The sequence below is a fragment of the Streptomyces sp. DT190 genome (genome assembly GCF_049846985.1).
GTDB lineage: Bacteria > Actinomycetota > Actinomycetes > Streptomycetales > Streptomycetaceae > Streptomyces.
The window spans coordinates 137,930-151,441 of the sequence record NZ_JBNCNM010000010.1 but is presented as its reverse complement, the minus strand read 5'-3'; the positions used below and the strand labels follow the sequence as shown (position 1 = coordinate 151,441).

Genomic DNA, 13,512 nt, shown 5'->3' with positions numbered 1-13,512 from the left:
AGTCCATGATATGCATGCCCAGTTGGAAGCACTGCGGCTCGGCCATCGGGTGGGGGAAGCGTGACGGGCATACTGCTGCTGCGCCTGCGGGCGCATCGGCTGCTCCTCACGGCCGCCCTGCTCGCCGTGGTGCTGACCACCTCGGTGCTCGCCTCCCTCACGGCCTTCTCCGCCTCCGTCGGGGACGCCGCCCTGCGCTCCACCCTGAGCGGCCGGTCGGCGGCCTCCGCGTCCCTCGTCGTGGAGGCGGACGTGCCCCGGGAGCGGCGGGAGGCGGCGCAGCGGGCCGTGGCGCGCGCGGCGCGGGAGTCGTTCGGCGGGCTGCCGGTGACCGTGCGGCGCCTGGAACGCTCCGGTCCGTACGCGCTGCCCCGTTCCCTCCAGGACGCCGACGGCCGCGCCGGGGAACCCGACCTGACGCTCCTCGCCGCCCTGGACCGGTCACGGATCAGGCTGGTGTCGGGGGCCTTGCCCGGCCCGGCCCCGGTGGCCCGTACCGCCGCGGTCCCCGTGGCCCTGCCCGAGACGGCCGCCCAGCGGCTGGGGCTGCGGGCCGGTGCGCGGCTCACCCTCACCGACCGGCTGGGCGGCGCACCGCTCCGGGTCCGGGTCACCGGCGTGTACCGGGTGGCCGACGGCTCCGATCCGTACTGGCAGGTCGACTCGCTCGGCGGCCAGGGCGTGCGCACCGTCGCCTTCACGACCTTCGGGCCGCTGCTCGCGGACGCGTCGGTGCTGGCCTCCGGCCGCGCCTCCGAGGACGGCACCGGCTGGGTGGCGACGGCCGACTACCGGACCTTCACGACCGACGGCATCGGCGCGCTCCGCGCGGCGACCGTCCGCGGGGCCGCGGCGCTGCGCGAGGAGCCGGCGCTCGGGGGCGACGCGGACGTGCGCACCGGGCTGCCCGAGGTGCTCGACCGGACCGAGCGGGCCCTGCTGGTGTCCCGCTCCACACTGATGATCGTCTCCGTGCAGCTGGTGCTGCTCGCCGGGTACGCGCTGCTGCTGGTGGCACGGCTGCTGGGCAGCGAACGGGCGGGCGAGACCGAGCTGCTGCGCGCCCGGGGCGCCTCGCGCGGCCGGATCGTGGGGCTGGCGGCGCTGGAGGCGCTGCTGCTGGCGGTGCCCGCCGCCCTCTGCGCGGCGCTGCTGTCCGGCCCGCTGGCCCGGCTGCTGGCCCGGTGGTCCGCGCTCGACCGGATCGGGCTGCGGCTCGACACCGCCCCGTCGGGCGGGGTGTGGCTGGTCGCGGGCGGGGTGGCCGTGGTGTGCGCGGCGGCGGTCGTGGCGCCCGCGCTGGCGGCGACGGCCGGTGCGGCGGTACGGCTGCGGCGGGTGCGTGCCGCCACGACGGCCGCACCCGTGCGGGCGGGAGCCGACGTGGGGCTGCTGCTGATCGCGGGCGTGGCGTACTGGCAGCTGGAACGGCAGACCGACGCGAGCGGCGGCGGGGTGCTCAGCCGCGACCGGGCCGGTGAGCTGGGCATCGATCCGCTGCTCGTCGCGGCGCCCGCGCTGGCGCTGCTGGCCGGCACGGTCCTGACGCTGCGGCTGCTGCCGCTCGCGGCCCGGCTGGCGGAGCGGCGGTCCGCGAAGGGGCGCGGGCTGCCGGCCGCGCTGGCGGGCTGGCAGTTCAGCCGGCGGCCGCTGCGCGGGGCCGGTCCGGTGCTGCTGCTGGTCGTGGCCGTGGCGACCGGGATGCTGGCGATCGGGCACGGCGCCTCCTGGGACCGTTCGCAGGACGACCAGGCCGACTTCCGCACGGGCGCGGACGTACGCGTGATCGACCAGCGGCCGGGCAGCCCCGGCCAGACCGGTCTGTACGCCGCGCTGCCGGGGGCCCGGGACGCCGCTCCCGCGCACCGCACCTCCCTGTCCCTGTCCGGCGACCGGGAGGCGACGGTGCTCGCCCTGGACACCGCGCACGCCCGGGACGGGATGCTGATGCGCGGCGATCTCGCCGACGAGTCCCCGGAGCGGCTGCTGCGCCACCTGGCTCCGCCCGCCCCGGACCACGACCGTGCCGTGCTGCTGCCCGGCGGCACCCGGCGGCTCGCCCTCGACGTGCGGATCGGCGACGTGCGGGCCCGGACGGGACGTTCGCCCTCCGAGCGCGCGCCCGTGCTCACCGCGGTCGTCGAGGACCGGTTCGGCATCGGCTACCGGCTGGGCGCCGGGACCGTCCCGGTGGACGGCCGGGTGCACCGGCTCACGCTGGACCTGGACGTGACGGCGGCGGGCCGCCGGGCCGCCCCGGCCGGGCCACTGCGGCTCACCGGCGTGCAGCTCGACGACACCGCGCCCGCCGCCCGCCCCGAGACGCACCGGCTCACCGTCGAACGGCTGCTGGCCACCGGCCGCGACGGCTCCGCGCGGGCCGTGCCCGTGCCCGCCGGGACCCGCTGGCGCGGCGACCTGGCCGTCACGGACAACGGCGAGGTCCTCGCCCGTTCCGCCGTGCGGCCGGACGGGTCGGGCACCGCGCCGTTGACCGTGACGTACGCGACCGGTGCCGACGCCGACGCGAGCACCGGAACCGCTCCGGTCTACAGCGTCCGCGTCTCCACCGCCGGGGACGCGGTGCCGCGGACCCTGTCCGCCGTCGCGACCCGGGACTTCCTGCGGGCTGCGGGCACCCGGCCGGGCGACACCATCGACGTGCCGCTGTCCGGGGAGCGGCTGCGGGTGCGGATCGTCCGGTCGGTCGAGGCACTGCCGACCACGGCCACCGGCCTGGACGGGCACGACGCGCAAGGCAGGGACGGCGGGGCGCTGCTGCTCGATCTGCGGGCCGTCGACGCCGTGCTGGCGGGGCGGGCCAGCGCGCCGCTCTCCCCCACCGAATGGTGGGTGAGCACCGCGCCCGGCAAGGCCGCCGAGGTCGCCGCCGGCCTGCGCGGGCGCCCCGACCTCGCGGCGGGGCAGGTGCTGGTGCGCGACGAGACGGCGGCCGAGCTGCTGCGGGACCCGCTCGGGGCCGGGCCGCGCTCGGCGCTGACGGCGGTGGCGGTGGCCGCCGTGGCGCTCGCCGCCGGGGGGTTCGCGGTGAGCGCCGCCGGGGCGCGGCGCGAGCGGTCCGCGGAGTTCGCGGTGCTGCGCGCCCTGGGCACGCCCCGCCGTGACCTCGCCCGGCTCGTCGCGACCGAGCAGAGCCTGCTCGTCGGTGCCGGTCTGCTCGCCGGGCTCGGACTCGGCGCGGTGCTGACCCGGGCCGTCGTGCCGCTGATCGTGCTGACCTCCGGCGCCGCGCGGCCGGTGCCGCAGGTGCTCGTCGAACTCCCGCCGGCCCGGCTGGCCCTGCTCGTCGCGGGAACGGCCGTGCCGCTGCTGCTGATCACCATCGCGTCGGCGCTGCGCCGTGCCGAACCGGCGGTCGTGCTCCGCCACCAGGGGGAGGACTGAGATGCCGTCGCCCACGCGGAGCGCGCCCTGGGTGCGGACCCGGTTGCGGACCGCGCCCTGGCCGGCCGTCGCCCTCGCGGTGCTGGTCCTGGTCACGGCGTTCCTCGCGGCCGCCCTGCCCCGGGCGGTCGAGGCGTATGAGACGGACGGGCTGCGCGAGGCCGTCGCCGGGGCCGCGCCCGAGGCCGGCGTGCTGGAGCTGAAGTCGCCCCCGCCCGGGCTCGAACGGCCCGAGGCGGCCCGGGCGGAGGCGGTCCGCCCGGAGGCCCTGGCGGCGGTCGGCGCCCGGGCGCGGGCGCTGCTGCCCGCGCCGCTGCGGGCGGACCCGGCCCAGTCGGCGTACGGGGTGCGGACCGCGAGGAGCCTGGAAGGGCTGGACGTCGCGCTGCCCCGGCCGGACGGACTGCCGCCGCGCTTCACCCTGCTCGCACAGTCCGGAGCGGCCGCCCACGCCACCGTGCGGGAGGGGCGGCTGCCCACCGCCGGCCGGGTGGGGGTGGACACCAGGGCGGTGGAGGGCGCCGTGACCCGCGAGACCGCCCGCGCCCTGGGGCTGCGAGCCGGGTCGACGCTCACCCTGGCCGGTTATCCGGACCGGCCGCTGACCGTGCGGATCACCGGCGTGGTCGAGCCCCGGCATCCGCAGCGCAGCTACTGGTCGGCGGAGTCCGTCCTGCGCACACCAGGACTGGTCAGCACCACCGGCCGGCCGCCGCAGTTCTACTGGGAGGCGGGCGTCCTGCTCGCTCCGGGGGCCGCGCCCGCGCTGCTCGGCGGTCAGGGCGAGCCGGAGCGGTACTGGCGGTTCGCGCCCGCGACCGGGCGGCTCACCGGGGCGGACGCCCCGGCGCTGGTCTCGGCGGTGGCTTCGCTGGAGGACGGGCCCGGCCTGGTGTCGATGCGCGGGGTCGCCGGCCCGACCGCGCAGCTGTCCACCGGCCTGGAGCAGGTGGTGGGCGCGTACGCGGCGGCCCGGGACGCGATCACGCCGGTGGTCGCCGTCGCCGCCTTCGGGATCGCCGCGGTCGCCGTGGTCGTGCTGGTGATGAGCGGGGGTCTGGCCGCCGCCCGCCGCGACGCCGAGCTCGCCCTGCTGCGTGCCCGGGGCGGCTCCCTGCGCGGCATCGCCGGGCGGCTGCTGGCCGAGACGGCGGTGCCGGCGGTGCCCGCGGCCGTCTGCGGTCTGCTGCTCGCCCTGCTGGTGGTGGAGGGGGGCCGGCCGCTGCCCGCCGTGCTCGGGGCGGGGGCCGTGACCCTGCTCGCCTGCGCGGTGCTTCCGGTGCGCGCGATGGTGGCGCACCGCGCACCGCGGGCGCACCGGGAACGCGACGACCTCGTCCACGCCGGGCGGGGCGGGCGCCGCACGGTCGCCGAACTGACCGTGCTGGTGCTGGCCGTCGGCTCGGTGGCGGCGCTGCGCCGCCGCGGCACGGAAGGCCCCGGCGACCTGCTGGTGAGCGCCGCGCCGGTGCTCGTCGGGCTGGTGGCCGCGCTGGTCCTGGTACGGCTGTACCCGCTGCCGCTGCGGTGGGCCGCCGGCCCGGCCCGGCGGCTGCGCGGCGCGGTGGGGTTCCTGTCGCTGGCCCGCGCGGGCCGCGCACCGGCAGCGGTCGCCGCACTGCCGCTGCTCGCCCTGCTGACCGCCCTGACGACGGCCGCGTTCGGGGGGTCGGTGCTGGCGGGCGTGTCGGACGCCCGCGACCGCGCCGCGCTGCTGGCCACGGGCGCGGACGCACGGCTGGACACGGCCGACGGCACGCCGCTCCCGCCGGGACTGGCCCGGGCGGTGGGTGAGGTGCCGGGCGTACGGCAGGTCACGGCCGTGGGTTTCGCGTACGCCGCGGAGCGCGCGTCCGACGAGTCGCGCTCGCTGCCCGTGGTCGGGGTGGAGCCGGACTCGTACGCGGGGGTGGCCCGGCGGACCGGGCTCGGGGGGTTCCCGGCGGACCGGTTGCGGTCCGCTGACGGCGTGCTGGGTGCCGTCGCGCCGCCCGGGGTCGCCGAGCGGTTCGGGCGGGCACCGCGCCGGATCGTGACCGACGGCGGAGCCGTCACCGTGCGGATCACCGCCGTGGTCCCTCGCACCCCGGCGGTCCCGGAGGGCGAGTTCCTGCTGGTCGACGCGGCCGGCCTGAAGGGTCTCGGCGGCCCGACGACCCTGCTGGCGGCCGGTGCCGGACTCGACGCGAAGGCGCTGCGGACCGCCGTGCGCGGCGCCGGGGCCGGCCTCTTGGTGACCCTGCGCGGCGAGGAACGCGCGGCGCTGTCCGACTCCCCGTTGCAGGCGGGCGCCGAGCGCATCTACGTCTGGGCCGTCGCCGCGGGCGCCGGATACGCCGTGCTCGCCCTGGTGCTCGGCCTGCTGCGGACCGCGCCGGAGCGCGCCGCGCTGCTGGCCCTGCTGCGCACCCTGGGCCTGACGACCCGCCAGGGCCGGCGGCTGCTCGGCCTGGAGGCGCTGCCGCAGGCCCTGCTCGCGGCCGGCGGGGGCATGGCCGTCGGCTGGGCCGCGATACGGCTGCTCGCCCCCGGCGTCGACCTCGACCGGCTCGCCCTGTCCGGCGTGACCGGCGGCACGGTGCCGGGCGGTGCGGTGCTGCGGACCGACCCGTGGGCCCTGGTGCTGCCGGCCGCGGTCACGGTGCTGCTGGCCGGGGCGGTGGCCGTCGCGCAGGCCTGGTGGGCGGGGCGCCGGACACCCCTCACTCACCTCAGGGCGGGAGACATGTGATGAGCGGTACGACCGATTCCCTCGCGGAGCTGGAGCGGCGGGCGGCGCACCACCGCGACCGGCCCGCCTACGGGCACGACGCCCTGATCGCCTGCGACCGGCTGGTGCGGATCTTCGCCAAGCGCGGCGGCGGGGACGCCGTGGAGGTGCAGGCGCTCCAGGGCCTCGATCTGCTGGTGCGCGAGGGCGAGTTGCTGGCCCTGGTGGGGGCGTCCGGCAGCGGCAAGTCGACGTTGATGAACATCCTCGCGGGCCTGGACGTGCCGACCGCCGGCTCCGCGCGGGTCGCGGGCCGCGACCTGCTGACGATGGACGCCAGGGCGCGGCTGCGCTACCGGCGTGAGGTGGTCGGTTTCGTCTGGCAGCAGACGGCCCGCAATCTCCTGCCGTATCTGACGGCGGCGCAGAACGTCGCCCTGCCCCTGCAACTGGCGGGCCGCCCGCGGCGCGAGCGGGCCGCGCGGGCCGGTGAGCTGCTGTCCCTGCTGGGCGTCGCCGACTGCGCCGACCGGCGGCCGCGGCAGCTGTCCGGCGGCCAGCAGCAGCGCGTCGCGATCGCCGTCGCCCTGGCCAACGCCCCCGCGGTGCTGCTGGCCGACGAGCCGACCGGCGAGCTGGACTCGGCGACCGGCCGGCAGGTCTTCGCGGCGTTCCGCCGGGCCAACGAGGAACTGGGCACGACGATCGTCGTCGTCACGCACGACCAGGCGGTCGCCGGCGAGGTCCGCCGCACGGTGGCGATCCGCGACGGCCGCACCTCCACGGAGGTCCTGCGCCGCACGGAGGTCGACGAGAGCGGCCGGGAGTCCCTGGTCTCCCGCGAGTACGCGATGCTCGACCGCGCGGGCCGCCTGCAGCTGCCCGCCGAGTACACGGCGGCCCTGGGCATGCGGGACCGGGTGCTGCTGGAGCTGGAGGAGGACCACGTCCAGGTGTGGCCCGACGAGCACGGCGACGGCGGCAGCAGCGGCGGGCGGCGCACCGGCTGAGGACGTGCGACGGCGCCTGCCCGGTCGTCCGGTCGGGGACAGTGGGGCAGGCGCCGTCGGTGTTCCGCACGCCTTTGTGCGGGACGTTCGGGTGGGTGCGCGTCAGACCATCAGCGCACGGTCCGTCGGGCGGATCGGGGCCGGCAGGTCGCTGGCACCGGTCAGGAACCGGTCGACGCCCTTCGCGGCCGAGCGGCCCTCCGCGATCGCCCAGACGATGAGCGACTGGCCGCGGCCGGCGTCACCGGCGACGAACACGCCCGGCACGTTGGTCTGCCAGTCGGCGTCGCGGGCGATGTTGCCGCGCTCGTCGAGCTCCAGGCCGAACTGCTCGACCAGGCCGTTCTCGCGGTCGGTGCCCGTGAAGCCCATCGCCAGCGTCACCAGCTGGGCGGGGATCTTGCGCTCGGTGCCCGGCTTCGGCGTCAGCTTGCCGTCGATGAACTCCACCTCGGTGAGGTGCAGCCACTGGACGTTGCCGTCCTCGTCGCCCTCGAAGTGGGTCGTCGAGACCGAGTAGACGCGCTCGCCGCCCTCCTCGTGGGCCGAGGTGACCTTGTACAGCATGGGGAAGGTCGGCCAGGGCTGGTTGATCGGGTGCCGGTCGTCGTTCGGGCGGGGCATGATCTCCAGCTGCGTCACGGAGGCCGCGCCCTGGCGGTGGGCGGTGCCGACGCAGTCCGCGCCGGTGTCGCCGCCGCCGATGACCACGACGTGCTTGCCCTCGGCCGTGATGGGGGGCGCCACGAAGTCGCCCTCCTGCACCTTGTTGGCCAGGGGCAGGTACTCCATGGCCTGGTAGATGCCCTTGAGTTCACGGCCGGGCACCGGCAGGTCGCGGGCCGTGGTCGCGCCGACGGCCAGGACGACCGCGTCGTAGCGCTTCTTCAGGTCCGTGGCCTTCAGGTCGCGGCCGATCTCGACGCCCGTGCGGAAGCGGGTGCCCTCCGCGCGCATCTGCTCGATACGGCGGTTGATGTGCCGCTTCTCCATCTTGAACTCGGGGATGCCGTAGCGGAGGAGGCCTCCGATGCGGTCCGCGCGCTCGTAGACGGCGACGGTGTGGCCGGCCCGGGTCAGCTGCTGGGCGGCGGCGAGTCCCGCCGGGCCCGAGCCGACGACGGCGACGGTCTTGCCGGACAGGCGCTCCGGGATCTGCGGGGCGACGTCCCCGGTCTCCCACGCCTTGTCGATGATCGAGACCTCGACGTTCTTGATGGTGACCGGCGGCTGGTTGATGCCGAGCACGCACGCCGACTCGCACGGAGCGGGGCACAGGCGGCCGGTGAACTCCGGGAAGTTGTTGGTGGCGTGCAGGCGCTCCTGCGCGGCCGCCCAGTCCTCGCGGTAGGCGTAGTCGTTCCACTCGGGGATGAGGTTCCCGAGCGGACAGCCGTTGTGGCAGAACGGGATGCCGCAGTCCATGCAGCGACTGGCCTGCTTGCTGATGATCGGCAGCAGGGAGCCGGGGACGTAGACCTCGTTCCAGTCCTTGACGCGCTCCTCGACGGGGCGGGACCTGGCGACCTCGCGCCCGTGGTTCAGGAAGCCCTTCGGGTCAGCCATTGATCGCCGCCTCCATCATCTTCTCGTGGGTCTCGGTCTCGGAGAGACCGGCTCGCTCGGCGGCGTCCTTGGCGGCGAGCACTGCCTGGTACGTGCTGGGGATGATCTTGCTGAAGCGCTCGACGGCGGTGTCCCACTCGGCCAGCAGCTTCTCGGCGACGGTGGAGCCCGTCTCCTCCCGGTGGCGGCGGACCACGTCGTGCAGCCACTGCCGGTCGGTGTCGTCCAGCGCCTGGATCGCGTCCAGGTTGCCGACGTTGACGTTGTCCCGGTCGAGGTCGATCACGTAGGCGATGCCGCCGGACATGCCGGCCGCGAAGTTGCGGCCCGTCTCGCCGAGCACCACCGCGTGGCCGCCGGTCATGTACTCGCAGCCGTGGTCGCCCACGCCCTCGGAGACGACCGTCGCGCCGGAGTTGCGGACGCAGAACCGCTCACCGGTCTTGCCGCGCAGGAACATCTCGCCGCCGGTGGCGCCGTAGCCGATGGTGTTGCCGGCGATGACGCTGTACTCGGCGAGGTGGTCGGCCGCGCGGTCCGGGCGGACGACGATCCGGCCGCCGGAGAGGCCCTTGCCGACGTAGTCGTTGGCGTCGCCCTCCAGGCGCAGCGTGACGCCGCGCGGCACGAACGCGCCGAAGGACTGGCCGGCGGAGCCGGTGAAGGTGATGTCGATGGTGTCGTCGGGGAGCCCCGCGCCACCGAACTTCTTCGTCACCTCGTGGCCGAGCATGGTGCCGACCGTGCGGTTGATGTTGCGGATCTGCACCTGGGCGCGGACCGGCTGGGCCTCGGTGGCGTCCGAGGCGGCCAGGGCGTCGGCGGCCAGCTTGATCAGCTGGTTGTCGAGCGCCTTCTCCAGGCCGTGGTCCTGGGCGATCAGCTGGTGGCGGACCGCGCCCTCGGGCAGCTGGGGCACGTGGAACAGCGGCTCCAGGTTCAGGCCCTGCGCCTTCCAGTGGTCGACCGCGCGGGTGACGTCGAGGGCCTCGGCGTGGCCGACGGCCTCCTCGATGGAGCGGAAGCCCAGCTCGGCGAGGATCTCGCGGACCTCCTGGGCGATGTACTGGAAGAAGTTGACCACGTACTCGGCCTTGCCGTTGTACCGCTCGCGCAGCACCGGGTTCTGCGTGGCGATGCCGACCGGGCAGGTGTCCAGGTGGCAGACGCGCATCATGACGCAGCCGGAGACGACGAGCGGCGCGGTCGCGAAACCGAACTCCTCGGCGCCGAGCAGCGCGGCGATGACCACGTCGCGGCCCGTCTTGAGCTGGCCGTCGGTCTGCACCACGATGCGGTCGCGCAGGCCGTTGAGCAGCAGCGTCTGCTGGGTCTCGGCCAGCCCGAGCTCCCAGGGTCCGCCCGCGTGCTTCAGCGAGGTGAGCGGGGAGGCACCCGTGCCGCCGTCGTGGCCGGAGATGAGCACGACGTCCGCGTGCGCCTTGGAGACACCCGCGGCGACCGTGCCGACGCCGACCTCGGAGACCAGCTTCACGTGGATCCGCGCCTGCGGGTTCGCGTTCTTCAGGTCGTGGATCAGCTGGGCGAGGTCCTCGATGGAGTAGATGTCGTGGTGCGGGGGCGGCGAGATGAGGCCGACGCCCGGCGTCGAGTGCCGTGTCTTGGCGACCCAGGGGTAGACCTTGTGGCCGGGCAGCTGGCCGCCCTCGCCGGGCTTGGCGCCCTGGGCCATCTTGATCTGGATGTCGTCGGAGTTGACCAGGTACTCGGAGGTCACACCGAAGCGGCCGGAGGCGACCTGCTTGATGGACGACCGGCGCGCCGGGTCGTACAGCCGCTCCGGGTCCTCGCCGCCCTCACCGGTGTTGGACTTGCCGCCCAGCTGGTTCATGGCGATGGCGAGGGTCTCGTGCGCCTCCTGCGAGATGGAGCCGTACGACATGGCGCCCGTGGAGAAGCGCTTGACGATCTCGGAGACCGGTTCGACCTCGTCGATCGGGATGGGCTTCCGGTCGGACTTGAAGCCGAACAGGCCGCGCAGCGTCATCAGCCGCTCGGACTGCTCGTTCACGCGCTCGGTGTACTTCTTGAAGATGTCGTAGCGGCCGGAGCGCGTGGAGTGCTGCAGGCGGAAGACCGTCTCCGGGTCGAACAGGTGCGGCTCGCCCTCGCGGCGCCACTGGTACTCGCCGCCTATCTCCAGCGCGCGGTGCGCCGGGGCGATGCCGGAGGCCGGGTAGGCCTTGGCGTGCCGGGCGGCGACCTCCTTGGCGATGACGTCGATGCCGACGCCGCCGATCTTGGTGGCCGTGCCGTTGAAGTACTTGGCGACGAAGGCCTCGTCGAGACCGACGGCCTCGAAGACCTGGGCGCCGCGGTAGGAGGCGACGGTGGAGATGCCCATCTTGGACATGACCTTCAGCACGCCCTTGCCGAGGGCGTAGATGAGGTTGCGGATGGCCTGCTCCGGCTCGATGCCGGGCAGGAAGGTGCCGGCGCGGACCAGGTCCTCGACGGACTCCATCGCCAGGTACGGGTTGACGGCGGCGGCACCGTAGCCGATGAGCAGGGCCACGTGGTGGACCTCGCGGACGTCGCCGGCCTCGACCAGCAGGCCCACCTGGGTGCGCTGCTTGGTGCGGATGAGGTGGTGGTGGACGGCCGCGGTGAGCAGCAGCGACGGGATCGGCGCGTGCTCGGCGTCGGAGTGGCGGTCCGACAGGACGATCAGGCGGGCGCCGTTCTCGATGGCCGCGTCGGCCTCGGCGCAGATCTCCTCGATGCGCGCGGCGAGCGCGTCGCCGCCGCCGTGCACCCGGTACAGGCCGGACAGGGTCGCGGCCTTGAAGCCGGGCATGTCGCCGTCGGCGTTGATGTGGATGAGCTTGGCCAGCTCGTCGTTGTCGATGACCGGGAAGGGCAGCAGGACGCTGCGGCAGGAGGCCGCGTTCGGGTCGAGGAGGTTGCCCTGGGGACCCAGCGACGAGCGCAGGGAGGTGACGAGCTCCTCGCGGATGGCGTCCAGCGGCGGGTTGGTGACCTGCGCGAACAGCTGCGTGAAGTAGTCGAAGAGCAGGCGCGGGCGGTCCGACAGCGCGGCGATCGGCGAGTCGGTGCCCATCGAGCCGATCGGCTCGGCGCCGGCCTTGGCCATCGGCGCGAGGATGACGCGCAGCTCCTCCTCGGTGTAACCGAAGGTCTGCTGGCGGCGGGTGACCGAGGCGTGGGTGTGCACGATGTGCTCGCGCTCGGGCAGGTCGGACAGCTCGATCTCGCCGGCCTCCACCCACTCCGCGTACGGGTTCTCGGCGGCGAGCTCGGCCTTGATCTCGTCGTCCTCGATGATGCGGTGCTCGGCGGTGTCGACGAGGAACATGCGGCCGGGCTGCAGGCGGCCCTTGCGGACGACCTTGGCCGGGTCGATGTCCAGGACGCCGACCTCGGAGCCGAGGACGACCAGGCCGTCGTCGGTGACCCAGTAGCGGCCGGGGCGCAGGCCGTTGCGGTCGAGGACCGCGCCGACCTGGGTGCCGTCGGTGAAGGTGACGCAGGCGGGGCCATCCCAGGGCTCCATCATCGTGGAGTGGAACTGGTAGAAGGCGCGCCGGGCCGGGTCCATGGAGTCGTGGTTCTCCCACGCCTCCGGGATCATCATCAGCACGGAGTGCGGCAGGGAGCGGCCGCCGAGGTGCAGGAGCTCCAGGACCTCGTCGAAGGAGGCGGAGTCGGAGGCGTCCGGGGTGCAGATCGGGAAGATCCGGTCGATGGCCTTGCCGTCGGAGCCGAACAGGTCCGACACCAGCTGCGACTCGCGGGCCACCATCCAGTTGCGGTTGCCCTTGACCGTGTTGATCTCGCCGTTGTGCGCGACGAAGCGGTACGGGTGTGCCAGCGGCCACGACGGGAAGGTGTTCGTCGAGAACCGGGAGTGCACGAGCGCGATCGCGGAGGCGAAGCGGCGGTCGGACAGGTCCGGGAAGAAGGGCTCCAGCTGGCCGGTGGTCAGCATGCCCTTGTAGACGATCGTGCGCGCCGACAGCGACGGGAAGTAGACCCCGACCTCGCGCTCGGCGCGCTTGCGCAGCACGAAGGCCTTGCGGTCGAGGGCGATGCCGGTGGCGGGCGCGTCCGCGCCGTCCGCGACGAAGATCTGGCGGAAGACCGGCATGGTCGACCGGGCGGTGGCGCCCAGCAGCTGGGGCGCGACCGGGACCTCGCGCCAGCCGAGGACGGTGAGGCCCTCGTCGGCGGCGATCGTCTCGATGCGCGAGACGGCGTCGGCGGTGGAGTCCTCCGGCAGGAAGGCGATGCCGACCGCGTAGGCACCGGCCTCGGGGAGTTCGAATCCGGCCACGTCACGGAAGAAGGCGTCCGGGACCTGCGACAGGATGCCGGCGCCGTCGCCCGAGTCGGGCTCGGAGCCGGTGGCACCGCGGTGTTCGAGGTTGCGCAGGACGGTCAGAGCCTGCTCGACCAGGGTGTGGGACGCCTCGCCGGTGAGGGTGGCGACGAAGCCGACGCCGCAGGCGTCGTGCTCGTTGCGGGGGTCGTACATACCCTGCGCAGCAGGGCGAGCATCCATGAACGACCAGTTCTGGCCATTCGCGGAATGCTGGGACGGCTGGCGCGGCGTACGCATCGGCTCTCCCGTCGTCGTCATGTGGCATGTGGCATGTGCCGAGGGACGACGTTGGCCCTCTGCGTGATCGCAAAATTTCGTGCAGGTTACATGATGGAGCGGTTCTCGGGAACCGGGATAACCCGTTCCAGCATGCGGACACCGTGGGCTCGCGGCGGGGGTACCGCGCCGACGGCGGAAGCTATGGGGGGCCGCTACGGAACGATCGGGTGAGATCGATG

At 74.8% G+C, this 13,512-nt stretch carries 5 protein-coding genes; 3 read left to right on the top strand and 2 right to left on the bottom strand.

The features are described 5' to 3' along the window. Positions 1 to 60 precede the first annotated feature (60 nt). From ACPXCS_RS19575 to ACPXCS_RS19565, 3 genes are read left to right on the top strand one after another with little or no spacing between them, the layout of a single operon-like run. A complete protein-coding gene (locus tag ACPXCS_RS19575) occupies positions 61 to 3,405 on the top strand; it encodes an FtsX-like permease family protein (protein WP_425945510.1) in 3,345 nt (1,114 codons plus the stop codon). Position 3,406: 1 nt separating this feature from the next. Then, positions 3,407 to 6,136: an ABC transporter permease gene (locus tag ACPXCS_RS19570; RefSeq protein WP_425945509.1), complete on the top strand. Its 2,730-nt coding sequence runs from the start codon at positions 3,407 to 3,409 to the stop codon at positions 6,134 to 6,136. Beyond that, on the top strand, positions 6,136 to 7,125 hold the full coding sequence (locus ACPXCS_RS19565) for an ABC transporter ATP-binding protein (protein ID WP_425945508.1): 990 nt from the start codon (positions 6,136 to 6,138) through the stop codon (positions 7,123 to 7,125). Before ACPXCS_RS19570 ends, ACPXCS_RS19565 begins: the two co-directional genes overlap by 1 nt. A gap of 102 nt (positions 7,126 to 7,227) precedes the next feature. Here the strand turns inward: ACPXCS_RS19565 and ACPXCS_RS19560 are convergent, their stop codons facing one another. Both ACPXCS_RS19560 and gltB read right to left on the bottom strand, forming a co-directional pair. Beyond that, complete coding sequence (locus ACPXCS_RS19560) at positions 7,228 to 8,691, bottom strand: glutamate synthase subunit beta (RefSeq protein WP_425945507.1); 1,464 nt, start codon at positions 8,689 to 8,691, stop codon at positions 7,228 to 7,230. After that, positions 8,684 to 13,291 carry a glutamate synthase large subunit gene (gene gltB / locus ACPXCS_RS19555; RefSeq protein ID WP_425945506.1) on the bottom strand — a complete coding sequence of 1,536 codons (4,608 nt, stop codon included), beginning with the start codon at positions 13,289 to 13,291 and terminating at the stop codon, positions 8,684 to 8,686. The genes ACPXCS_RS19560 and gltB overlap by 8 nt, the downstream gene beginning before the upstream one ends. Between the last annotated feature and the right edge of the window lie 221 nt (positions 13,292 to 13,512).

Excerpts from the sequence above, each read along its gene's own strand:
- ACPXCS_RS19560 (WP_425945507.1), bottom strand. The coding sequence starts at position 8,691 with ATGGCTGACCCGAAGGGCTTCCTGAACCACGGGCGCGAGGTCGCCAGG.
- ACPXCS_RS19570 (WP_425945509.1), top strand. The coding sequence starts at position 3,407 with ATGCCGTCGCCCACGCGGAGCGCGCCCTGGGTGCGGACCCGGTTGCGG.
- ACPXCS_RS19565 (WP_425945508.1), top strand. The coding sequence starts at position 6,136 with ATGAGCGGTACGACCGATTCCCTCGCGGAGCTGGAGCGGCGGGCGGCG.
- gltB (WP_425945506.1), bottom strand. The coding sequence starts at position 13,291 with ATGCGTACGCCGCGCCAGCCGTCCCAGCATTCCGCGAATGGCCAGAAC.